General features: G+C 45.8%; 13 protein-coding genes. All 13 read left to right on the forward strand.

The annotated features are described in order from the left end of the window. The first annotated feature begins 15 nt into the window (after positions 1–15). The 13 genes from BacF7301_RS05835 to BacF7301_RS05895 all read left to right on the forward strand — a co-directional run bounded on the left by BacF7301_RS05835 (position 16) and on the right by BacF7301_RS05895 (position 25,801). Positions 16–1,035, forward strand: coding sequence for a fibronectin type III domain-containing protein (locus BacF7301_RS05835; protein WP_167961067.1), 1,020 nt, complete (start codon positions 16–18; stop codon positions 1,033–1,035). A 21-nt stretch (positions 1,036–1,056) separates the two neighbouring features. Then, complete coding sequence (locus BacF7301_RS05840) at positions 1,057–4,473, forward strand: sugar phosphate isomerase/epimerase family protein (RefSeq protein WP_167961069.1); 3,417 nt, start codon at positions 1,057–1,059, stop codon at positions 4,471–4,473. 56 nt (positions 4,474–4,529) lie between these two features. Continuing rightward, the gene (locus BacF7301_RS05845; RefSeq protein WP_167961071.1) at positions 4,530–7,127 is read left to right on the forward strand and encodes a glycoside hydrolase family 2 protein; all 2,598 of its coding nucleotides are present in this window, start codon (positions 4,530–4,532) and stop codon (positions 7,125–7,127) included. A gap of 33 nt (positions 7,128–7,160) precedes the next feature. Further along, positions 7,161–9,488 (forward strand): glycoside hydrolase family 95 protein, encoded by a 2,328-nt coding sequence (locus BacF7301_RS05850; protein WP_167961073.1) that lies wholly within the window; start codon positions 7,161–7,163, stop codon positions 9,486–9,488. Between the two features lie 365 nt (positions 9,489–9,853). Beyond that, positions 9,854–11,503, forward strand: a complete 1,650-nt coding sequence (susR, locus tag BacF7301_RS05855; protein WP_167961075.1) for a SusR family glycan utilization regulator — start codon at positions 9,854–9,856, stop codon at positions 11,501–11,503. A gap of 218 nt (positions 11,504–11,721) precedes the next feature. Then, a complete protein-coding gene (locus BacF7301_RS05860; RefSeq protein WP_167961077.1) occupies positions 11,722–12,900 on the forward strand; it encodes a glycerophosphodiester phosphodiesterase family protein in 1,179 nt (392 codons plus the stop codon). Between the two features lie 31 nt (positions 12,901–12,931). Beyond that, on the forward strand, positions 12,932–15,928 hold the full coding sequence (locus BacF7301_RS05865; RefSeq protein ID WP_167961079.1) for a SusC/RagA family TonB-linked outer membrane protein: 2,997 nt from the start codon (positions 12,932–12,934) through the stop codon (positions 15,926–15,928). Positions 15,929–15,941: 13 nt separating this feature from the next. Further along, on the forward strand, positions 15,942–17,717 hold the full coding sequence (locus tag BacF7301_RS05870) for a RagB/SusD family nutrient uptake outer membrane protein (protein ID WP_167961081.1): 1,776 nt from the start codon (positions 15,942–15,944) through the stop codon (positions 17,715–17,717). Positions 17,718–17,772: 55 nt separating this feature from the next. Then, positions 17,773–19,224 carry a right-handed parallel beta-helix repeat-containing protein gene (locus BacF7301_RS05875; protein WP_167961083.1) on the forward strand — a complete coding sequence of 484 codons (1,452 nt, stop codon included), beginning with the start codon at positions 17,773–17,775 and terminating at the stop codon, positions 19,222–19,224. A gap of 19 nt (positions 19,225–19,243) precedes the next feature. Further along, complete coding sequence (locus tag BacF7301_RS05880; RefSeq protein WP_167961085.1) at positions 19,244–20,137, forward strand: fimbrillin family protein; 894 nt, start codon at positions 19,244–19,246, stop codon at positions 20,135–20,137. 18 nt (positions 20,138–20,155) lie between these two features. Further along, positions 20,156–22,315, forward strand: coding sequence for a fimbrillin family protein (locus BacF7301_RS05885; protein WP_167961087.1), 2,160 nt, complete (start codon positions 20,156–20,158; stop codon positions 22,313–22,315). Positions 22,316–22,374: 59 nt separating this feature from the next. Then, positions 22,375–23,277: a glycerophosphodiester phosphodiesterase family protein gene (locus tag BacF7301_RS05890; RefSeq protein ID WP_167961089.1), complete on the forward strand. Its 903-nt coding sequence runs from the start codon at positions 22,375–22,377 to the stop codon at positions 23,275–23,277. A 19-nt stretch (positions 23,278–23,296) separates the two neighbouring features. Further along, the gene (locus tag BacF7301_RS05895; RefSeq protein ID WP_167961091.1) at positions 23,297–25,801 is read left to right on the forward strand and encodes a family 20 glycosylhydrolase; all 2,505 of its coding nucleotides are present in this window, start codon (positions 23,297–23,299) and stop codon (positions 25,799–25,801) included. Positions 25,802–25,900: the final 99 nt, after the last annotated feature.

Raw genomic sequence — 25,900 nt, forward strand, 5'->3', positions numbered from 1 at the left:
AATAATAAGTAAATAATGAAACATATTATACATATCATAGTTTTGGCTGTTATTACAGTTGTATATATAAGCTGTGAAAAGGAAGATTATGCCCTTCAGCGTTTGAGTGCTCCTGCACAATTGACTGCCAGTCGCGGTGATACCTCAGTTTTCCTAAAATGGACTAAAGTGGAAGATGCTTCTTTTTATACATTGGTCAGAGGATTAAAAGTGATTGCAGATAGTTTGACGGTTGAATCTTATGAAGACGACTCTGCTCCTGATACATTGACTGAATATCGCATTTATGCTGTGGACAGCCAAGGATGGCGTTCGGCTACTTATGCGGTGGATTCGGGTTATTTGGGAATCCCTGACGGCATTGAACCTCGTGTTCCTGCAAAGTTAGAAGCATCCGATACTAATATTGAAGGCTGTTTATTATCCTGGAGTGCAGGACGTTTTGCCACTTCGTATAAAGTGTATAAAAATGGCACGTTTTATAAAGAGGTGACAAACAAGGAGTTCCTGGATTATGCAGCTTCGGTGACGGGTGCTGAATATACTGTATATTCGGTCAACCACAATGGTATGTCGAAAGGTATTTCCGTGACCGGCAAAAAGGCTTATCAGTGTCTCGACGATTATGAAACCTACGAGATCGGAAGTGTGATTGAACCTTGGACATTTATTCAAGACCGTATCGGATATTATACAGAGGGGAATCCGCTTGTAACCAATGAAAGACCTTTCAACGGAACTAAATCATTAAGCATTAAAAAAGGAAAAATAGAGTTGATGTTCGACTGGGGCGGAGTGTGGAATGACGGTTATTATACCATAAGTTTCATGACTTATAAGGCATCCGGCCCATTCAAACTTTATTCAGATTTTGGTATTGATGATACAGTTCAGGGTACAGGCGAATGGGTGCAATATAACTATCGGACCGGTCTGCTGAAAGCCGGAGATAAATTCAAGATGGTGATAGATTCAAGAGAGGATGACGATATTCTCTATGTGGATAATTTGTCGATAGAATACGCAAAAGAATAGTTCTATTTTGATGATACAGACATGAGAATATTATATCATTATTTTTTATTGACCGTTTTCCTTCTATTCAATGTACCGGATGTTGGTGCATCGAGACAACTCTTTGCCATACATCCGGTCATCTACCCTTATCCGGTTGAGCCGATGGAATATCCTGAATATTCCCGGCGTCCTTATCCGGCTCTTTCCTGGAGTGATTTCGATCATCGGACTCAATTCGTAGCCGGGCGGAATGTTCCGTCAAACGAAGCTGAACTGGCTGATGTTCCGGGGTTGGTATATCGTCCTGGTGCTTCATTCTTAAAGAATCAGGAGTTTACGGGAAAGTTGCAATATATAGGAAAGCATGGAATGTATCTTCACAACATAGGTGGGTATGGACCGGGAAGTCCTTTTTATGGAAGTTTTGGTGAATATATCGTGCCGGAGTGGCAAACAGAGCAAATCAGAAAGCACCTGGGACACCGGTTTACCGGATTTGATGTAGGAGAACAGGATGGCCGGTTTAACTTTACCTATAAACAGATAATGGAACCGTACATTCCGGATCGCAGAAGGCAGTATCTTGCTTCCCAGCCTTATTTTGACCGTGTCGCTGCAGATTTGGGAAACTGGTGCAGTTCGTTGAGTGTACTGTGGTACTGGCATTACATTCTAAAAGAAGGATATACGATTCTTGCAGGGGCGGAAACACAGAATAAGATTACCAACGGACAGGTGCAATATATGCATCTGCGCGGAGCGGGAAAGCAGTACGGTATCTTGTGGTTCGGTGATGTATCGGTGTTTGATACATGGGGATATAAGAATTACTCCCGGGACGAGAAATACGAGCGTGTGAATAAAGGAGGAAGTTTATCGTTGTTTAAACGCTCTTATTATACACAGTATATGTATAATGCAACGATACTCAGCATGGAGTCGGGATGGTGCGAAGGTCATTTTGCCACTAACAAGGGAGAATTGACTCCTATTGGTAAAATGCATACCGATTGTGCGAACTTTGTAGAGAAGTACGGACAGCCGGGCTGTATGGTTACACAAATCGCTTTACTCAATGATTTCTATTCGGGTTGGATGCCGGCAGACCATATCGCAGGCCGATTTCAGGTTTGGAACGGGATGGATTATGAAGCAGGTGACTTTCTGACGGATGCAATGATAAGTTTATTTTTCCCGAATTATGAACGGAGTGGCTTTTTTCATGATGAAACGGGAGCAATGTGTGCGACTCCTTATGGGGAGAATGCCGATGTTTTACACAGTGATGCACGTGTGGAAGTGATGAGACAGTATCCTGTCATGGTGGCTGCCGGAAACTTTTTCAGTGGTGGAATGGAGTTGGCGGATAAAGTGAAAGAGTATGTTCACGAGGGCGGTACTTTTATAGTTACGGCAGAAAATGCCGCACGTATTTGGCCGGAATGGAAAATCGGTAAAAGTAGAACAGTTCCGGCTGGAGGAATAGTCAGGATAGGAGAAAATGAACTTGTAGAACGGGAGAACTTTGAACTTTATCGGGCTTCTTTGCCCGATGAGGCTCATGTCCTGGCAATGGTTGGCGGAGAGCCGGTAGCCGTTGATATTCCCGTTGGGAAGGGGCAAATTATACTTTCGCTTACAGCTTATGGCCTGAATGCTGCTCCCTTGGAATACAACAAGCCACCTACATGGATGCAAGGTGGTTTCAACACTTTTCTAGGCAGGCCATATAGTTTACTGAATCACTTCCGGTCGATAGTGGATGCAGTATTTAAATCTGTACAATTGTTTGAAGTGGGCGAGGGTCTTGGAGTGATAGTGAATTATCTGGAAGAAGGCAAATATCGGCTGGCGATTTATAACAATACACTGGAGAGCCTGCCTTTTTCAATACGGTCGAAGATTGGAAGGATAAAATCAATAGATGAACTTTCGACAGGAGACAAACTGTTTCAGGCTCAAGGATATTGGCCGAATGGGATACGGGGAGATATGAATGGAAAAGATAATGATTCGTATATTTTTGGAGGGGATATACGTTTGTTCGACGTATCCGTTGATGAAGAGAGAGTGGAATTGGCAGAGAAAATACAGCAGGCGAAACCTGTGAGTCACCGGCTGTTGGTATTTGACGATATCTTGTTCACCAAAGAAACAATCAGATATATGCCTACCTTTTTCGATTATTTTAGCGGGATATCCGTTGAGGGCGAAAAGTTATTAAAGGCAGACAGCTACGCTTTGAAAGAACAGAATAAGTGGTTCTGCTTGCAGAAATTACAGATTACTGCGGATTTGCGGAAAGGATTTGCTTCAGGACGCTGGACGTTCGACAGTAGTCTGCCGCAGTATAAGCAAACCTTGATTGAGCTGAAGGAGATAGCAGATAAACTCTCGCTTCTTTATGGAGAAGATGTACTGTATATACCGTCAACGCCGATAGGTTTTTCCATTCCCTCTGAATTGGCAGGTTTAAATTTTCAACTAGTGAAAAGTCTGGGACAAGGTATGCTCAAGTCAGCTTGCGATGGTTATGAATTGCTTGATACACCGAGTTTGGATTGGGAAACAGTTTATGGACTTCTGAAAAATAAGTTACCTGCCGCACAGCATATATCCAGTGGACAGCAATCGTCTCAACAGCATGTATTGCCCGATAATAGAAATCATATTCTGGCGTTGGACAGATACTCCAAAGGGATTCTTAAAGATATAGATGAAATTGATTGCTTTTATGACGCATTCGGCGGAGTCTGTGTGAGCGCGGAATACTTGGCAAATTATTCATTAGACGCACTTTGTGAAGAGAAGAAGTTACTTGATGAGCGTGGTATATCTATGGTGGTCAGTTTCATAGAGGAGATAAACCATTTCCCGGGCTTGACTTTATGTGATGCCGTTCCCGAATATTATGAGAAAAGCATGGATTATTATAAGAGGATACTGGATAAAATGGGGGAATTACAAATAGGTGTGGCATTATTTACGACGCATGGTCCAGTTGAGAGTGACAAGTATCCTGCGCAAAAGGTATATGATGGGATGAAAAAGACCTTTCGTTATTTGTCGGAATATGGTGAGAAAAGGGGAGTTCGGTTGCTGCTGACTAACACACGGTTCAGGATTGCGGATACAGTAGATAAACAGATAAAAATGATACGAGAGATAGGAGAAAGTAATATCGGGATAGCTTTGAATCTCAACCATCTTTCGGAAAGTGAGTCCGATTTGTATGTACGGAAATTCCGTAAGCAGTTGAGAGAACAGTTGGGTGCAGTGATTCTGGGAGGTCCTGTTTCCAATAAACATTCGGAATATTTACCTGTCCCGAATAGTGACAAGTCGGTTCGGGTGGCGAATGATTTGGAGGGGGTATTGTTAATTGATAAGGTTTACCCTCTTGATAGAGAGCGTGTGTATAAGGACTGCCAATATATGGGTTGGATAAAGGAATGAGATAACATCTGTATTTATAATCGGATTTGGATAGAATATTATAATAAGAATTGGATATGAAACAAGAGAAATTAATTCTTCTTTTTTTGCTGTGTTTATTAAGTGATACCCTGTGTGCTAAAGTTCAGACAGACGAACTATGCCGGCAGAGTATCAATTTCAACCGGAATTGGAAGTATATGCAAGGTGATTACACAGGCGCCGAACGGACGGACTATGATGATAGTAGTTGGGAAACAATTGGAATACCTCATTCCTTCAGTATTCCTTATTTTATGTCGAAAGACTTTTATACAGGCTATGGCTGGTACAGGAAGTCTTTTGAATTAACTGCGAAAGATTTGAAACAACAGCTTTTCGTGGAGTTTGACGGAGTATTTCAGGAAGCGGAAGTCTTTGTAAACGGAAAGAAGGCAGGTACACATACCGGTGGTTATACAGGTTTCTATTTTGACATATCTTCAGCAGTCCGTATGGGAAATAATGTGATTGCAGTACGCGTAAATAATATTTGGAAAGCCAATGTAGCGCCCAGGGCGGGTGAACATGTGTTTAGCGGAGGTATATATCGTAATGTCCGGCTGGTGAGAAAGTCGCCTGTACATATTGACTGGTACGGTATATTTGCGACGACACCGGATTTGGCAGCGCATCAAGGCAAATCCTCGGTAGTCAGGGTTTGCACGGATATCTGTAACAAGACGAATAAAACGATAGAATTCAAACTCTTGACGGAAGTAAAAGATACCGAAGGCCGAATACTTGTTTCTGTGGAGAATGAGGAGAAAGTGGAAGCTAATTCTATGAAGAAGCTTGAACAAATCACTGAAGCGGTCAATCATCCTACCTTATGGCATCCTCGCCATCCTTATCTGTATAAAGTAGTCAGTTCAATCTATCAGGGGCAAATGTTGATAGACCGGGTAGAAACACCTTTCGGATTTCGTTGGTTTGAGTGGACTGCCGACAAAGGTTTTTTCCTGAACGGAGAACATTTGTTTTTCAAAGGAGTAAATGTACATCAGGATCAGGCAGGCTGGGGAGATGCCGTGACGGAAGCAGCCATGCGGCGAGATATCCTGTTGATGAAAGAGGCTGGCTTTGATCTCATTCGTGGTTCGCATTATCCTCATGCTCCTGCTTTTTCGCAAGCTTGCGATGAGGAAGGTATGTTATTCTGGTCGGAAGCACCTTTTTGGGGAATCGGAGGTTTCAGACCAGATGGTTACTGGGACTCAAGTGCTTATCCGGTGGACAAGAAAGATGCACAAGCATTCGAAGCAAGCGCTTTGCAGCAGTTGGAGGAGATGATACGTATTCATCGTAATCATCCTTCTATCGTAGTGTGGAGCATGTGCAACGAAGCTTTTTTTTCTGCACCGGAGGCGATGAAAGGGGTACGTCGCCTGTTAAAGAGAATGGTTGATTTGACTCATCAGCTCGATCCGTCACGTCCCGCAGCCATTGGGGGAGCGCAACGCCCGTTAGGGGATGAGAGAATAGATAAGATAGGTGATATCGGAGGATACAACGGAGATGGAGCAACGCAACCGGATTTTCAGAATCCGGGTATTCCGAATGTGGTATCCGAATATGGCAGTGTGACTGCCGAACGTCCGGGAGAATATAATCCTGGATGGGGCGATTTGCAAATGAACGATGGATGGAAAGGAACTCCATGGCGCAGCGGGCAAGCGATATGGTGTGGCTTTGATCATGGAAGTATTGCCGGCAGTCAATTGGGAAAGATGGGAATTGTAGACTATTTCCGTATTCCCAAACGCTCCTGGTATTGGTATCGGAACGAATATACCCGGGTAGCACCACCGGAATGGGCGGGAGAAGGCATTCCTGCGCAACTGCGATTAGAAGCATCTCGCACTGATGATATCCTTACTGACGGCACGGACGATGTGCAATTAATAGTTACGGTTCTGAATGCAGCGGGAAAACCTGTTAGTAATTCCCCTGCAGTAGAACTGAGATTAGTTTCCGGTCCGGGGGAATTTCCAACGGGAAATATGATTCGTTTTGAACCGGACAGTGATATCCGTATCATGGACGGGAAAGCGGCTATTGCTTTTCGCTCCTATTATGCGGGAACCTCTGTACTCGAAGCCACCTCTCCGGGACTGAAACCGGCACGTATAGAGATTGTTTTTCAGGGAAATGAGGCTTATAAAAAAGGGCTGACTCCTGAAGTGAGAGAGCGTTCTTATGTACGTTTTGTAAGAGAGAAGAAGGAGAAAGCGGTACAGGAGTTCGGTCGGAACAATCCTACTTTTTCCAGTAGCCATCACGAAAATCAAGTAGCGGGATTTGCTGCGGACGGTAATTTGCAAACCTATTGGCAGGCATCCAAAGATGATCCCGCTCCTTCTTGGATATTGGATACGGAGAAAGAGCTTGAATTGAAGAATATTCAGGTTCGATTTCCGAAGGAAAGCATCTATCGCTATGTCCTTGAAGTGTCGGGAGATAAAGTACATTGGACAGTCGTGTCAGACAAACAGGCTAATAGGAGAAAAGAGTCGCATATTGCTATGGATTTTCCTGATGCCGGGGTTCGTGCACGCTTTGTACGTATCCGGTTTGTGAAGAAGTCACCGGCAGTTATTGCGGAGGTTACAGTAAGGGGAATTGTATGCGAATAAAATAAAATTGTTATAGTAATCGTTATATAGCTTATGTTATTGAGAAGAAATTTTATCAAGAGTATTTGTGTGCTTTTGCTTTTTGCCGGGCCGGTTGCGGGTGTTGAACAAAAGACAGAAACCGTTCCCATGCGACTATGGTATGACCGTCCCGCAACGAACTGGATGACCTCTGCCTTGCCTATTGGTAATGGAGAATTGGGAGCTTTGTTCTTTGGTGGTGTAGAGTCCGAGCAGATACTCTTTAACGAAAAGACTTTGTGGACAGGAAGCACTAGCACCCGTGGGGCTTATCAGAAATTTGGTGATGTATGGATTCATTTTGATGGGCAGGAAGATGTCCGGGAATATCGTCGCGAACTTTCTTTGGATGAAGCTATAGGCAAAGTGAGTTATACGTCGGCTGGAACGCATTATTTACGGGAGTATTTCGCCAGTCGTCCCGATGAGGTAATTGTGCTCAGACTAAGTACACCGAAAGCTGGGAAGAAACTTAATTTTTCCGTCAGCCTTGCCGACGGACGTCCGGGCACCCGGCAAGAAGTCATCAAAGATGGTATCCTGTTCCGTAGAAAACTGGATTTATTATCTTATGAAGCTCAATTAAAGGTTATTAATGAAGGTGGCACATTGCTGGCGGATAGCAATAAACTATGTGTGAATGCAGCCAATTCCGTCCTTATTCTATTGACAGCAGCGACCAATTATGATTTATCTTCTGCTACCTATGTGGGAGAAACTCCCGGACAACTGCATAAGCGCCTGACAGACCGGCTCGCACGGGCATCTGCAAGAGGTTATGATCAGCTGAAATCCACTCACCTGAATGATTATCAATCTCTTTTCAACCGCGTCCGGTTTGATTTGAAGACAGCAGCAAAGACAGGGGGAAAAATAGGAATGAAAACAGAAATCCCCTCTGTTCCCACGAATGAACTGGTACGCCTGCATAAAGAAGCTCTTTATTTGGATATGTTGTATTTTCAATATGGACGATACCTGATGATCGCTTCGTCTCGTGGAATGAATTTGCCGAATAATCTGCAAGGGATATGGAATGGAGATAATGCTCCACCTTGGGAATGTGATATTCATAGCAACATCAATATACAGATGAATTATTGGCCTGCTGAGGTCTGTAATCTTTCCGAATGTCACGAACCTTTCATCCGGTATATTGCCACTGAAGCTCTTCGCCCAGGTGGTAGCTGGCAACAATTGGCACGAAGTGAAGGACTTAGAGGATGGACTGTAAACACACAAAACAATATATTCGGCTACATGGATTGGAATATCAACCGTCCTGCGAATGCGTGGTACTGCATGCATCTGTGGAAGCATTATGCTTACACACAAGATATCAACTATCTGCGCTCTGTGGCCTATCCGGTCATGCGCAGTACCTGTGAATATTGGTTTGACAGACTTCAATTAACGGCTGACGGCGTACTGATTGCTCCGGCAGAGTGGTCGCCTGAACATGGACCTTGGGAAGATGGAGTGGCATATGCACAACAACTGGTTTGGCAACTTTTCAGTGAAACCATGCAGGCTGTACGTGTCCTGCGAGGAGCAGGCATTCCGATGGATGCAGATTTTGTAAGGCAGCTGTCGGAGAAGATGAACCACCTGGATAATGGTGTCACGCTGGGTGCCTGGGGGCAAATACGTGAATGGCGGGAAGATAGTCAGAAACTTGATACCTTAGGAAATCCTCATCGGCATCTCTCTCAATTGATAGCTCTCTATCCGGGTAATCAGATATCTTACTATAAAGACGCAAAATATGCAGATGCGGCAAAAAGAACGTTAGAGTCACGTGGAGACTTGGGAACGGGGTGGAGCCGTGCCTGGAAAATCGCTGCCTGGGCACGCTTGCAGGATGGCGAACATGCTTACCGTTTGCTGAAATCTGCTCTTGACTTTTCTACACTTACAGTCATTAGTATGGATAGCGACCAGGGTGGAGTTTATGAAAATCTTTTTGATTCGCATCCGCCTTTCCAGATTGACGGTAATTTCGGAGCTACGGCAGGCATTGCTGAAATGCTGCTACAGAGTCATCAGGGATTTATCCATTTATTGCCAGCTTTACCTGCTGTTTGGGCGAATGGCAGTGTGACGGGGTTACGTGCGGAGGGAGACTTTACCTTTGCAATGAAATGGAATGCCGGTCGGCTTACACAATGTGCCGTTACTTCCGGTCATGGTGGGGAATGTCGGATATATTGCCCTGCTATCCGATGGTTGAAAGTCGAAAATAGCAAGGGAGAAGAGATTATGATTTCTTCTATTGATAAAGATTTAATCTCCTTTTTTACTGTAAAAGGTGAGACTTATAACTTTTCCATATTGAAATAAGAGCCTCTTCACTGGCAACAATTAGTTTCAAAATTATTTCTCCCAGTGAAACTCTTTGTTTCTCGGTGTGAAACACTTCGTTTCAAGTAGTGAAACACTTTGTTTCACACCGAGAAACTATTAGTTTCAAATAGGGTTGAAACTAATAGCGAAATAGCTTTACTAAGAGATGGAAGAATTGAACATGTTATAAAGGAGAATATTGGATTGTTTATTTCCGTACGGGAATAAATTTATAACCATACAGCTATGAGTTATTTCTTTCCCTTAATTTCTGTACTTTTTATAGCTGAAATACGAAGAATTTCTCTACATTTGTCCGGTTAATCTCTATTATCCCATACTCACTAAAGCCTATCCGCCCAATGAAAAAGAATTGTCTACTCTATTTCCTGCTTTTCTTTTCCTGCCATCCAGTCTTTGCTGGTGAGAGCCTGGACTCGCTATTGAATGTACTTGATGAGACAATTAAGAATGCGGATACTTATGTGCAGATAAAAGAGAACAGGCTTCGGGAATTGAAAAAAGAAGCCGGGAAGACACCGCTTGTTTCCATCGAACGCTATAACCTGATCAATGCGATTTACTCCGAATATAAGGCGTATAGCTCCGATTCCGCACTTCACTATCTGAATGAAAACAGATTGCTCGCCCGTCAGTTGAATGACAGAGAACGTGAACTCAAAATCCAGTTGGAGCTATCCTACCTGCTGTCTTCCATCGGAATGTATATGGAAGCGGCGGACATACTTAACTCAATAGACCGCCCGTCACTTCCACAGTCTCTCCTGGGGTATTACTATACATGTTATGAACACGTATATGCCGAGGCAGGAGCGGCGCAGCCGCGATACCGGATGTTCTCATCGCATTATTTCAAGTTGAGCCGCGCTTATCGGGATTCCATGCTGGTAGTTTTGGAACCCGCTTCGGATACCTACCTGTGGCTGCGTGAAACTCAACTGAAAGAAGCCGGAAAATACAATGAAGCCCTTGAATTCAGTGACCGGCGGCTTTCGGAATCTTCGTTCGGCACGCCCCAATATGCACTGGTGGCGTATCAGCGCTTCCGTCTTTTTGAAAGTATGGGGAAGAAAGACGAGCATTTATATTATTTGGTTCTTTCCGCTATTTCCGATGTACGTTCTGCCATCAAAGAACAATCTTCGTTGATGGTACTGGCACAGGAACTGCATGGCAAAGGAGATTTGAAACGTGCGTATGCATATATCAACTTCTCCTGGGAAATATCACAATTCTATAAAACGCGGTTGCGCAGTTGGATGAATATTACTCCGCTTTCCATGATAAACGGGAATTATCAGGATATCATCAGGAAACAAAACAAGGAGCTGCTGATTTATATCGTATGTGTAGCTCTGCTTGCACTATTGCTGATAATAGCGTTAATCTATATTTACCGGCAGATGAAAGCCCTTTCCGTTGCCAAGAAAGGGTTGCAGGAGGTGAACGAGCGGCTTTTCTCCTTGAATGAAGAACTGGAAGAGGTCAACCGGCATCTTCGTTCCACAAATTTAGACCTTTCCGAGTCCAACCTTATTAAAGAAGCCTATATCGCCCGCTTCTTCAAGCTCTGCTCTGTTTATGTAAACCGTTTACAGGCATATAGAAAGTTGGTGAACAAGAAGTTGCAACGCGGACAAGTAGCCGAACTCTTGAAAATGACTCATCTTAGTAACGATATTGTAACAGTAGAAGTGCAGGAACTATATGCGAACTTCGATTCCGCCTTCCTGCATCTTTTCCCGAACTTCGTGGAGTCCCTCAATGCACTATTATTACCCGAAGAACAAATCGTCTTGAAACCGGACGAATTACTCAATACGGAACTGCGTATTTTTGCCCTGATACGCCTGGGCATTAAAGACAGTTCACAGATTGCGGAGCTTCTGCATTACTCAGTGAATACGATTTATAATTACCGCTCGAGAGTGAAGACCAAAGCACGTGTTTCACGCGAAGATTTCGAAGATTTAGTAGCTAAAATACGGTAAATAAGTCTGTATCAAATCTACCTTTTGATGCGGGCATGATACAACTTAATATATTGTTTATCAGATAATTGTTGTTTGGAGAATATTGTGAATATCCACTTATATTCCCTTTGCTATTTTTTATCGTGGCATTTCCATCTATTTTTGTCATAACCGAGCGGAACTAACGTATTCCGCCCCGGGAACTTCTTTTTTTATTAACCTTTATAAAAACACACATGAAAAATGATTTACTGCATTTTTCCATACCGGAAAAAGGAAGAAGAACGAAACGTCAGCCTGTGAGCTGGATATGGTGTTGGGCTATTCTATGCGTATGCGGGATAGTCGGTGCCGCCTGTTCTGACGATGATGCTGTGAAAAAGAACCCTTACCTGCAAACAAGTACTCGCGCCATGTTGAAAGAAGTGGTAGAGGTCAAGTTTAACAACATTGATGGAAATACCGATATTACTGTCGATTTTGGCGACGGGACGGTGAAAGAGGGGAAGGCAGCTACCCTCATCACTCATGCCTATACCCAAAGTGGTGACTACACCATGCACGTCATGGCAGGTCAGTATGAGGTACAGAAAAGAATTCGCATTTACAGTCTGGTAGCACTGACGGAAGCGATGAAGCAGTTCAGGGAGCCGGCTAACAAAAAGGTATGGGTGATGACACACCGCGCACATACCACCGACCGGACTATCCCTGAAAACTCGGTGTCTTCCGTAGAAGATGCCATTGATTCGGGAGCCGAAGTGATAGAGTGCGATACACACGTGACAAGTGACGGTGTGGTAGTGGTATGCCATGACCAGACAATCAATGCCACCACGAACGGCACGGGTGACATCACAAAAATGACCTATGCGGAATTACAAAAATACAACCTGAAAGACCGGAACGGCCGGGTGACCGATGAAAAGATGCCCACCCTTGAAGAATTCCTGAAAGCAGGGCGTGGCAGAATCTACTACAATCTCGACTATTCCCCGCGTACGGCTTCTTCTCAACAGGTAGTGGACATCGTGATGAAACTCGACATGATGGAATCCGTATTCTTCTACTGCAACAGTGCGCAGAAAGCGGAAGAAGTGCTGGGCATTACAGCCAAAGCACACGTCTATACATGGACAGGCAACCACAAACCGATGATAGGACTGCCGGGCAACTACTTCGTGCAGTACAGCTACCTGACTAACGGGAAAAGTACCCCTTTGGGAAGCTCCATCAACGACGGAATGTTAGCTACCGTAAATATGCTTCCCGCCAGTGGCAGTGACGTGTCCGAATACACGCTGAATGAGAATTACCTGGATGAACTCCTGCAAATCTATCCGATGGTATGTATGATACAGACGGATGTGCCGGACTTGTTAATCCCGGCCTTGCAGACAAGAGGACTGCGTTAACTTTATCATTTACTATTAAAATCATCTATTTATGAGAAATATTCATTGCAAAATGTGTACCTGTCTGTTAGGTATATTGCTGATGCTGTTTTCCGGTATCCAGGCAAGGGGAGCTTCGTGGGAAGCGCAGCAGGAACGTAAGATATCCGGTACGGTAATCGACGAGAAGGGCGAGCCTGTCATCGGTGCTTCGGTGGTGGTTGTAGAGACGAAACAAGGAGCCATAACCAATATTGAAGGCAAATTCAGTGTAAATGCTCCGCAGAACGGTCGCCTGAAAATATCTTATATCGGCTACGAAACACAGGAAGTAGCCATCAAAGACCGCCAGTCATTGAGAATCGTGCTGAAAGAAGAATCGACCGCTTTGAACGAAGTAGTCGTAGTGGGCTACGGTACGATGAAAAGGAAAGAAATGACCTCGGCCATCTCGCACGTCGGTGCCAAAGACCTCAATCAGATATCCAGTCTCGATGCTTCCATGCTCTTACAAGGCAAGGTATCCAGCGTATCCGTTTCGAATACGGCTTTGGCCGACCCGAACAGTACGGGAAGCATTCAGATTCGCGGTATATCTTCACGTAATGCCGGCCTGGGGCCGTTGATTGTTGTTGACGGAGTGCCGGGCGGTGATATGACGAATATCAATCCGGCCGATATTGAATCTATCGACGTATTGAAAGACGGTGCGGCTTCTGCTATCTACGGTACACGGGGGAGTAACGGTGTCATCCTGGTGAATCTGAAGAAAGGAACAAGAGACGGGGAAGTGCATACTACGTATAGCGCCGCCGTAACTTTCAACAAGGCGAAGAAAGAACTGGATATAATGAACGCCGAAGAATATCGTGCCTACCGCACCGTGTCTAATCCGCTTTCCGATATGGGAGCTACTACAGACTGGTTCGATGCCGTCACCCGCCTGGGCGTAACGCATATGCACACATTGACTTTCTCCGGTGGAAATGCGAGAACCAACTATCGTGTGACTGCCGACTACCGCAAAGCGCAAGGTATCGACCTGCGTTCAGACCGCCGCGAGTATGGCGCACGTGCCACTATCAGCCACACGACGAAAGACGGACTGTTCACCTTTGCGGCAAATATGACACCCCGTGTCATCGACCGTAACAAGTCCGCCAGCGTCTACGGAAGTGTTATCAAAAACAATCCGACGATGCCCGTCTATGATGCCGAGTCGGCGAACGGTTACTACCGTTTCCCGGCAGGTGGCGACAGTTCCAATATTGTCGAGCAACTGAACGAAGAAGAGAACGGCACCGAGATTAAATTACTGGAGTGGAACGCCACTGCCGCCGTTAACCTGCTACCGTTGTTCAATCCCAAGAACCCGAATATGGTACTGAAATCACAAATTACGGTTTCACAATATCAAGTCGATAAATTCAACGGATGGTTCACCCCGTCCACCTATGGCCCTAATGTCAACTCAAGCGTTGCCGGAAAAGCAAGCCGTGACTTTGACAAGAGTACCAGTAACAACCTGGAATGGGTGACCAACTTCTCCACCCGCATCAAAGACCACCAAATCCGTGCAATGGCAGGATATAGCTACAACTACGGCGTAAGCTCCGGTATGGGCGCGGAAAACTGGGATTTCTCTTCCGACGGATTGATGTACAACAATCTCGGCTCCGGGCTGGAAGCGGCAAAAGAGGGAAAGACCATGATGAGCTCTTACAAGAACGACCATAAACTAATCAGCTTCTTCGGACGTGTCAACTACGACTGGAAAGAACGCTACCTGTTCACTTTCTCCCTGCGTCACGAAGGTTCTTCCCGTTTCGGCGAGAATCATAAATGGGGTAATTTCCCCGCGGTATCCGTAGGATGGCGTATCTCTGACGAGAAATTTATGAAAGGACTTTCGTGGATTGATGACTTGAAGGTGCGCTATGACTACGGTGTCACCGGTAACCAGGAAATAGGAAACTACCAGTCTCTGGCTACTTATAAGGCATATGGCTGGTATCAGTATAACGGCAATAACTTCCACGTATGGGGGCCGAGCAAGAACGTAAACTCGGAACTCCGTTGGGAAAAGGGGCATAATCAGAATATCGGTCTGGACTTTTCACTCTTCAAACACAAAGTGACCGGTTCATTGAACTACTTCCACCGCAAACAGAGCGATTTGCTGGGTAGCTACTCCGTATCGGTTCCGCCCAACCTGTTCTCTACTATCTACGCGAATGTAGGTACACTCCGCAACACTGGTTTCGAACTTGACGTAACGGTGAATGCTGTTCGTACTAAGGACTTCAGTTATAGTTTCACATTGGTGGGAGCTACCAATAATAACAAATTCGTCAGCTTCTCCAACGATGTGTACAAAGGGCAGAAATATTACTCGACCTGTAACATGGCGAATCCTAACAATCCGGGATATTTGCAGCGGATTGAAGAGGGCGAGCGTATCGGAAACTACTACACCTACCGCTATGCAGGTGTAGACAAGAAGGGTGACTGGCTGATTTATGACAAAAAAGGAAATGTCATTCCGGTAGCTCAGGGTACGGAAGAAGACAAGGCGGTGACCGGAAACGGTTTGCCGAAATTCACCGGTTCCATGACGCACAACTTCACTTACAAGAACTTCGACCTGACCGTTGCTCTCCGTGGCGCTGCCGGGTTCGATATATTCAACGTGCACGATTTCTATTTCGGATTGCAGAGCATGAGCACCAATCAGTTGACGACCGCTTATTCGAAGAATGCGCATATCACGACAGGGAAGAACGTGATAACCGACTATTTCATCGAGCCGGGTGATTACCTGAAGATAGACAACATCACTTTGGGATATACGATGAACCTGAATAAGAAGTATATCGAAAAGATACGCCTGTTCGGTACAGCCAACAATCTTTATACGTTTACGAAATTCACCGGTGTAGACCCTTCTACATACGAAGTGAACGGACTGACGCCGGGTACTTTCGGAGGAGGATACAACTATTATCCGTCTGCCTTCCAGTTTATTTTAGGTTTACAAGTTAGTTTTTAAAAAAAGAACGATTATGAAAATAACAAAATATATCATAGGATTGGGTATGATGGCGGGTGCTGTATTAGGTTTGCCGTCCTGTACCGACCTGTCGGAAACGGTGTACGACCAGGTGATGTCCAAGAACTATTATAATACGAAGCAGGATGTCATCAATGCTGTTTTCCGTCCTTTCGAGCATATGTACTGCTGTATCTGGATACGCCATGAGAATGAGGAACTCCCGGCCGACCAGTTGATTACTCCTACCCGTGGCACCTGGTGGTACGACGGCGGTCTGTGGGAAATGTACCACCGCCATCAATATGACGACATCAACCAGGGCGACTGGCTGAGTGAATGGGAAAACTTTTATGTAGGTATTGCCCAATGCAATATGGTGCTGGATGACTTGAATCAGTTGAACCCGTCCTCTTTTGGTTTGAGCGACAGTGAATTTGAGAGTTTCAAGGCACAGTTGCGCTGTATGCGCGCCTGGGGCTATCTCCGTCTGCTGAATACACATCGTAACTGTATCCTGACTACCACATCCGACCAGGCAGTGAATGAACTGCCGGAAAACCGGAAACAAGTAGAACCGCAGGTATTGTTCGATTTCATCGAAAGTGAATTGAAAGACTACTGCCTGGCAGCCCTGCCCTCTAAAAGCGGACAATCAGGCAACGGTGCACAACAGGGACAATTTACGAAAGCTGCCGCCGCCTCTTTGCTGGTGCGTCTCTACCTGAATGCGGAAGTATGGATTGGACAGGCCAAATGGCAGGAATGTATCGATATGTGCAAGCGTATCACCGGCGGAGAATTCGGGCATTATGCCATTGCGGATAACTGGTACGAACCTTTCGACTGGAACAATGAAACGTGTAATGAAGTAATCTTCGGTTTCCCCGGTTCTTATGGGCTGACTAGCTGGCATCTGCAAAATGACAGGAGAACGGTGTACGGGCGTGGCTTGCCTTACGGTAGCGCCTATTACCTGAAAATAGAAGGAAATGGCGAACGGAATCCGAAATATGCGCTTTCGCCGAGCTATGACAACCAGCAACCGCGTGAACTGTTCGACTATGGATTGGGAATGGTTACCCGCAAGTTTGCCAAATATCAGGGGGACATACGATATAAGCAATATGCAAATACCAGTAACAATACACGTGAAGGCATGTTCTTCCTTGAAGGTAAGATAGCTAATTCCGCAGTCAGCGGGGGATATGCCAAGAATCCGGATAATCAATATGTGATTTACCTGCGCGACCAGGTGGGACGTTTCGAGGGAAATGCGGAATCCGGCTATATTTCCAATCCGGCTTATAAGGAATCCAAATTAGGCAACGGTGACTTTAATTCCGGACTCTACTGTGTGAAATATCCTTTCTATCCTTTCACCGGAGGTTATTATATCGAGTCCGACTATACGGAGATTCGTTTGGCAGAGGTTATCTATTCGCAGGCTGAGGCCCTACTCCGGCAAGGACAGGCAGGCGAAGCGGGCAAGTTGCTGAACAGCGTGCGTAAGCGCAACTATGAGAACTTTAACGCCAATATCGCTTATCAGCCGGAAGGCAATGTAGTGCTCGACCTGAAGGAAATGCTTGATGAATGGGGACGGGAGTTCCTGGCGGAGAGCCGCCGGCGTACAGACCTGATTCGTTTCGGCAGATACCAGGAAGCATGGTGGGACAAACCACGGGATGCAGACAAGCACTATGAACTGTTCCCCTTGTCGCAGACCCAACTGGAGCAGAATGAATATCTGAAACAGAATCCGGGTTATCCTGATATTGCCCGATGAAATCGGTGATTTTGCGATTATTCTTATCTAATGTACAAGTTAAAAAAGAAAGAAAATGAAAAATAGTTTATTCATAATATCGAAGCTGTGTATGCTGGCTTTCATCATCCTGTTGGCACAGGGATGCCAGGAAGATTATGAGATGATAGACCCGCCTATGATGACCGATTACGATGATGATTTGGACGAAGAGGTGATTATGCAGAAAGGATTGGAGAGTTATTTTGTAACCCAGTTTGGTGAAGGCGGGATGGACGGCAGTTCCTGGGAACAGGCACTGGATGCGGCAGGTTTCCGCAAACTGTTGAGCGGGTCTGTCGACCTTTCCAAGAGTACTATTTATATGAGCCAGGGCAAATATGTGATGTCCGAAGAGAGCGGGCTTGGCGTGATTATCCGCAAGAATGTGAAAGCGATTAAAGGCGGATATAGCCAGTTTAGCGAGGGAACGGATGTTTCGGCACGGGATATAGACACGTATGTAACGGTTATCAGTGGCGACGTGAACGGGAATAAGCAGGCGGATGCGGGAGACTGTAGTTTGCTGTTGGTAAAGAAAGGGATTATCGGTATTGAGGGAGTTACTTTCCAGTATGGATATGTGTCCGAAGCGGATGCCAGTACTACCGAATGCGGAAGTGGCATTTATGTAAGCGGCAGTGCGGGTGATACTTCTCTCGAATTGACGGATTGTGTAATCAGGGATTGTAAATCGGCAGTGACGACTTCTGCCAAGCAAGGCGGCCCTGCTGTCTTTGTCTTGTCGGGACAGGTGCGGATGGACAATGTCCGGTTATTGGATAATACGGCGGTTGGTCGTGGAGGAGCTGTCCGTTGTAGTGGCAAGACTGCGGTAGTCTTTATGAATGGTTGTCTGCTGAAAGGCAATTCACACACCGGTTCGTGGGGAAATGGTATTCAGATGTCGGAAGGACATATCTGCATGAATAACACCACGTTGATAGATAATATGGGTACGGGCGCTGCCTTGAATGGCGGTGGAAGTATGTTGCTAATCAATAGTACAATCATCGGAAACGCAAGTGATAGCCACGGTGCAGTACGCTGTGAGACGGGAGCCGGTGGTGATACGAAGTTCATTAATAATCTGTTGATTGCTGAAAATCCGACAGCTCCGAGTTTCAATCTGAACGGAAGCAGTTACGAAGCCTTCTCGAAGGGATATAATGTTTATCAGCGTGTCACAGGCATTACGATGAGTACGCTTGATACGGCTTATCCCAATGCTCTGACCGGAGCGTTGAACGAAGACGGGGTATATGAATGGAATCTTAGTCAGATTGGTGCGGTAAAGGGATATGCTACCAAACAGGCAATTGTAGAAGTTGCGAAAAGTTTCAATCCGGTAGCTTCGCCCATTGTCAATTTGGGAGAAGTATTTGTAGAGTGGACGGGTGAGGACGCTTTCGGAATAGACCAGCGTGGAGTAGCCCGTAATGCCGACAAGATGCAGGCGGGTGCTTATGATGCCGTTCTGACCAATTAAACTGTAAAACGACTGTAACATGAAAAAGATATTTTATATACTAGCCTTGGGCATCGGACTGGCCGGATGCTCCAATAACGAGGATGAATCGCTGTCGACGGGTACTTTCCCCGGCGAACGGGTAATCAGCGTTATAACAGAAGTGAATGAACCTCTGTCGCGTGCAGGATTTGACGCAACGAATTTGGAACGCTTCGGATTAATGATTCGGAACAGTGAAAACGCCGCTTATAACTATCATAAACAAATGGTTGGCTCAGGAAACATCTGGAGTACGTCTGACGGACAACAAATGCTTTGGGATGCGGAAAGAACGCCTGTGATGATGATAGCCTATGCGCCTTATGCGAGTGAAGCCAGTCCGGACGCTCCGTTGGCGGTGAACGCATTGACCAATCAGGCGACAGGAGAGAATGTAATGGCTTCCGATTTTCTGCTGATGAAAGCGACAGTCGACCCGGAGAAGGATTTGACTGCCGATGGAAAACTGAAAATCTCCTTAAATCATGCCATGAGTAAGCTGATTATAAAGCTCACTGTCAATGGAACGGCAGATGCCGATATGGGTAAGCTGGGAGATATGGCTGTCAACGGGGCGGTCGTTAACGGCATTTGTGATTTGTCGGCAGCGGCTCCGGTGGTTGTTCCTGCGGCAGATGCGGCAGTGGCTACTGTGGCTCCCTATAAAGGGACAGAGTATTGCGAATGTATTCTACCCCCGCAAACGGTAACAGAAGGTTTCTCCATCAACTTCAGCTACGACGGGAAACTGTATATATGGACTGCCAAGGCAGCCGTCGAACTGGAAAAAGGAGTGGAACATACCTTGACTCTCAATGTAAATACAACTGCGCGATTGGCTGCCATGGTAGCCAGAAATCGGGCAACCGGTCAGCTTATCGACCGGAATTAAAGAAGGAGGATATAAACTATGAAGATTACAAAACTGATAGTGGCTGCATGCATCCTGACGGGTATAGCGGCTTGTGATACAGATAAAGATATGGCAGTGTACGGTGAAGATTCCGGTGCTATTCAGATTGAAGCTGCCATTAATACGGCTTTCACCCGTAGCAATCCCGGTGCGGCAGGAGAGCAGCAGAAGCAATTTAATGAAGGCGACCAAATCCAACTGACCTGTGAAGACGGATATCTGACTTATGCGCTCTCCGGCGGTAAATGGGCACCGACCGATAACTACTATTTGAGATGGGGAGCGGAACCTGTTACTTATTCTGCCTTTTATCCGGTAGTGAGCGGGGCGAGCACGCTCAATTTTACACTTCCCGCCAATCAGCAACGCCTGGAGAACCTGGCAAACGCCGATTATATGACCTGTACTGTGGCAAATGCCACCGACGATGGTTCCCGTATCCTTCGCCTGGGTATGAACCGGAAAATGGCGAAAGTCATTATGACACTGGCAGATGTGAGCGGACAAGGTAAGGTACAGGGAGTGAAAATCGGCTCTTATCAGGGATATACGAATGGAGAAGTGGTGTCGGGTACTTCTTTGATATCGCCCTTCATCACCGTTCCCGAAGGCGGCAAAGCCGGGCAGAACGGTTGTAGCTATACGGCTATTGTAGTTCCCGGCAAAGCCGGAGCAAGCGCCACATTTGTCTCTTTGAACTATTTGGGTGAGGACTTGGTGATGCCCGGTATCCCGGAACTGCAACCCGGAAAGTGCTATGAGTTCACTTTGAAGGTGGAAGGCTCGGTAATATCAATCAGCGAACCGATTGTTTCCCCGTGGGATAGCGGTACTATTCAGGGAGGAGACGCAGAAGAATTACAGCTTGCAGCCTACTATGTGAAAGAACAGCCGGCCGGAAATGCAACCGGTATGGACTGGGATAATGCTATGGGAGTGGATGCGTTGCGCAACCTGTTGCAAGTGAATGGCAACAGTGCTGTTTCCAATGCCAATGCTGTCAAGCTGGATGGCAAGAAGATTTATGTAGCCGCAGGCTCTTATGAGATAGCGAAAGAGAACTCCGGTGTGAAGATAGAATATAGCGGTTACAGCAAGCAAGTGGAGATAACGGTTGAAGGCGGATACGACCCAACGAGTACAGGAACCGACCTGACGAAACGTGACGTCGGCAAATATACGACTGCTTTTGTCAGAAATACGGCCAGTAATGCATCTGCTACAACCAACGCAATGTTTTGCCTTGGAAACCAAATAGATATAACTTTCGATGGTTGTACCTTTGACGGACAATATAAGCAAGGTGATAAAGGAGATGTGAACGGTTTTTATGCGGCGGCAGGTCAAGGCAACGCCAGTCTGCAATTGAAAAATTGTATTGTGAAGAACTTCAACCGTGAAAGTGCTTCTGACGCAGGAGCGGCTATCAAGATAGCTAAAGGAAGTGTTTTCCTGGAACGCGTAGAACTTGTGAATAATAGGGCACTTAATCGGGGGGGAGCCATCCTGACGAATAATGCAGCTTCTGTATTATTCATGAATAATTGCCTGCTACATGAAAATTATGCACCGGGAGCTTGGGGGACTACCATACATGCAGGAAACGGATATGTCTGCATGAATAATGTAACCATACTCGGCACGACAGGTACGGCAGGAAATAGTATTACCGTTAACGGAGACGCTCGTTTTATGCTTTCCAATACCACTATTGTAGGTAACTTGGGCAATCCTAACGGGGTATTCCGTGCGGGAAAGGGGGCATCTCTTGTTGTCAACTCCCTTTTTGCCAAAGGAGCAGGAGTCAAAACGATTTGTATTGATAAAAATACTAGTACGCATATTACTTCCGGCGGATACAACGTCTATCAGGCAGCAGATGCCGGTTGGGGAGCTATTGATACGGATACCGACTATTCATCCCAGTCTCTTCCTTCCGCCGCTCTGACCGATGGTGTCTACCAATGGACAGTAACCGGTACTATTGATGAATTTGCAACGAAACAGGCAGTGATTAATGCAGTGAAGTCTTTCGACGCTGCTGTGGGACAGCAATTTATCAACTGGGTGGGTGAAGACGGCTTTGGCGTAGACCAACGCGGAGCAGCTCGTAATGCCGGCAAGATGCAGGCCGGTGCCTATGATGCCGGATTGTAGTAATGAAGTGACAGGGTATTGAGTAAAATAAAGTAAGAAGATTAAAAAGAATGAAAGATATGAAGAAAAGCAAGTTCATTGTGCTTTTGTTACTTTTCTGTTTGCAGCCAGGTTTCCTGGCTGCACAACGGGCGGAAACCATTCGCAAAGATGTGTTGAATCCGCGCCTGGACAAAGTATTGGTGGTGGCGCATCGTGGAAACTGGAGTATTGCCCCCGAAAACTCCGTGGCAGCCATCGACAGTGCTATTCAGATGAAGGTCGACATTGTAGAGATAGATATCCGTAAGACGAAAGACGGACAATTAGTGTTGATGCATGACGATACGATAGACCGCACCACCAATGGTACAGGCAAAGTGAAGGATAAGACATTGGCTGAAATTAAGCAACTCCGGTTGAAGGATAAAAACGGCCGGCTGACGGAACATACCGTTCCCACTTTAGAAGAAGCATTATTGGCCGCCAAAGGTCAAATCATGGTGAACCTGGATAAGGCTTACAACATTTTTGATGATGTATATACTATATTGGAGAAAACAGGTACTGCCGATTTAGTTATAATGAAAGGCGGTCATCCGGTAGAGACGGTAAAACGGGAATTCGGCTCTTACCTGGATAAAGTAATCTATATGCCCGTCGTAACGATTGACGACGAGAAATCGGTAAAGGTTATCGAGGACTATATGGAGCAGTTGCATCCCGTTGCTTTTGAATTGTGCTACCGGAATCCTTCAAGCACGGTGCCTGCCAGGATGGAACGCAGGCTGGCGGGAAAGAGTCTGATTTGGTATAATACCTTATGGGCTTCTTTAGCGGGAGGACACGATGATGAACTCGCAAGGAAAGACCCGGACGCAAGTTATGGATACCTCATCAATACATTGGGAGCAAGAATCCTTCAAACAGACTCTCCGGCTTATATGCTCGATTATCTGAGAAGCAAAGGATGGCATGACTAATCACTAAGAAACGAAACTTATGAACGATATACGATTTTCTTTATTAGCGGGATGGCTGTGTATCCTACTCGTTGCGGGCGGTTGTAAATCAGCAAATGATTCCAAAGCTCCGGTATCTCTGACCTGGGAAATGGGAAATTACGATGAAAACGGCAAATATTATGAGAACTCATTTGTAGTGAAGAACATTTCCGATGCTCCTTTAGGAAAGGACTGGGAGATTTTCTACTCGCAGTTCCCCCGTAAAATCCTGCCGGATGCTTCATCACCGGTGAAAGTAGAGCAGGTAAACGCTACCTACTTTAAAATGTATCCGGGCGAAGGCTTTACCTCATTAGCTCCGGGAGACTCCTTGAAAGTGATTTTCAAGTGCGACGGCGAAGTGCCGAAGAACTCGCACGCACCCGAAGGCGCTTATTGGGTAAGTCAGTCGGGTGTATCCAAAGGAAAGCCGCTTCCTGTGGTGCTGGATGCCATTCCATTACCCGTCACAGAATGGCAAAAGTCTGCCGCACAAAAGACTTATGACACCAATCTTCGTTTGGCGGACGCACGTACTTCAGAATTCCGTTCGGCGGATATCATACCTTCCGTAAAGAAAGTACTTCCCGCCGACGGGGAAATCTTATTGGAAAAGCAACTTGCCTTGACATTCCATGACGATTTTGCAAACGAAGCAAAGCTCCTGAAAGAGAAACTGACCGGATGGTTCGGACTCGAAATAGCTCCGGAAGCTCCAGTGACTATCGTCCTGGATTATCTCACGGACGATAAAAAGGCAGTAAATGAAGAATATTATGAACTCCATATTGCCGGGCAGCAAATCAGAATCAGCGGGGCTACTTCGCACGGAATATTCAATGGAACGCAAACCCTGTTAGGACTGCTGAAAGGGCAGGACAGCCCGTTACGCCTGGAAGCAATGTCTATCGAAGACTATCCGGATTTATTATACCGGGGACAGATGATTGACATTGCCCGTAACTACACGACAGTTGATAATCTGAAGAAACTAATAGATATTCTTTCTTCCTATAAACTGAATGTGCTCCATTTCCATTTCTCGGACGATGAAGGCTGGCGCCTGGAAATTCCGGGGTTGGAAGAGCTGACAACAGTCGGTGCGCGACGGGGACATACCGTCGATGAAAAGGAATGGCAATACCCTGCTTACAACGGTGGATTCGACCCGTTTTCTGCTACAACAGGAAACGGCTATTATACCCGCGCCGAATTTATTGATTTCTTACAGTACGCAGCGGAAAGACATATACAGGTCATCCCTGAAATAGAATCTCCCGGTCATGCTCGTGCAGCCATTGTTTCGATGAAAGCGCGGTATAATAAATATATGGATACCGACCCCGAGAAAGCGAAAGAATATCTCTTGAGTGACTTACAAGACACTTCCCGTTATATTTCCGCACAAGCCTATACGGATAATGTGATGAATGTAGCCTTGCCGTCGACCTATCGTTTTATGGAAAAGGTGATTCAGGAAATAGTGGCTATGTATAAAGAAGCCAATGTACCTCTGACTACTATCCACCTGGGTGGTGACGAAGTAGCACGGGGTGCGTGGATGGGTTCTCCTTTGTGCCAGGCATTAATGGAAGAACATGGAATGGCGAAAGCGCATGACCTGGCCGAGTATTTCATTACCCGGGTGGTTGACTGTCTGCAACAGTATAACTTGTCCTTTAACGGTTGGCAGGAAGTAGCTTTGGAACATAAGCCGGAGACTCATACCTATCTGTCCCGACACGCAGCCGGCATCAACTCATGGAAAACGGTTCCTGAATGGAAAGAAGACGAAATTCCTTATCAGATAGCCAACAACGGTTATCCGGTGATTCTCTGCAACGTGAATAACTTCTATCTGGATTTGGCTTACGATGCCCATCCCGATGAACCGGGACATTTCTGGGGCGGATATGTGGATGAGTCCAAAGCATTCTCCATGCTTCCTTATGACGTCTACCGTTCTTCCCGCACAGACATGGCAGGCAACCCGGTCGATGTAAGCGCCGCAGGAAAAGGAAAAACGACACTGACCGCATCAGGCAGGGAAAATATAAAAGGTGTGCAGGCACAATTGTTTGCCGAAACGATTCGAGGATTTCAATGGGTAGAATATTATATATTCCCAAAAGTGATGGGACTGGTAGAACGTGGCTGGAATGCACACCCGGATTGGGAAACCCTTTCGGGCGTGGCAGAACAGCAAACCTTTGACCGGGATTTATCACTATTCTATGAAAAAATCAGTGTGAAGGAAATGCCTTGTTGGAGCCGGACAGGGGTAAACTTCCGTTTACCTCACCCCGGACTTTCCGTCAAAGACGGACTTCTGTACGCCAATACCCCCATCGCAGGCGGACAGATACGCTATACGACGGACGGCACGGAACCGACAGTCGAATCAGCACTTTGGGAAGTTCCCGTCACTTGTCGTTCGGCAGTCGTGAAAGCTAAATTGTTCTTTGAGGATAAGCAAAGTGTAACCAGCCTTTATATGCAGTAGTTAGTGGGATAGTATAGGAACGTACCTTTAATTTCTGTTGGGTTTATGCTTTAGAATATGAAGATGAAATCATAAATATAATAAATATTAATAAAATCG

It is taken from the genome of Bacteroides faecium, from assembly GCF_012113595.1.
Taxonomy (GTDB): Bacteria; Bacteroidota; Bacteroidia; order Bacteroidales; family Bacteroidaceae; genus Bacteroides; species Bacteroides faecium.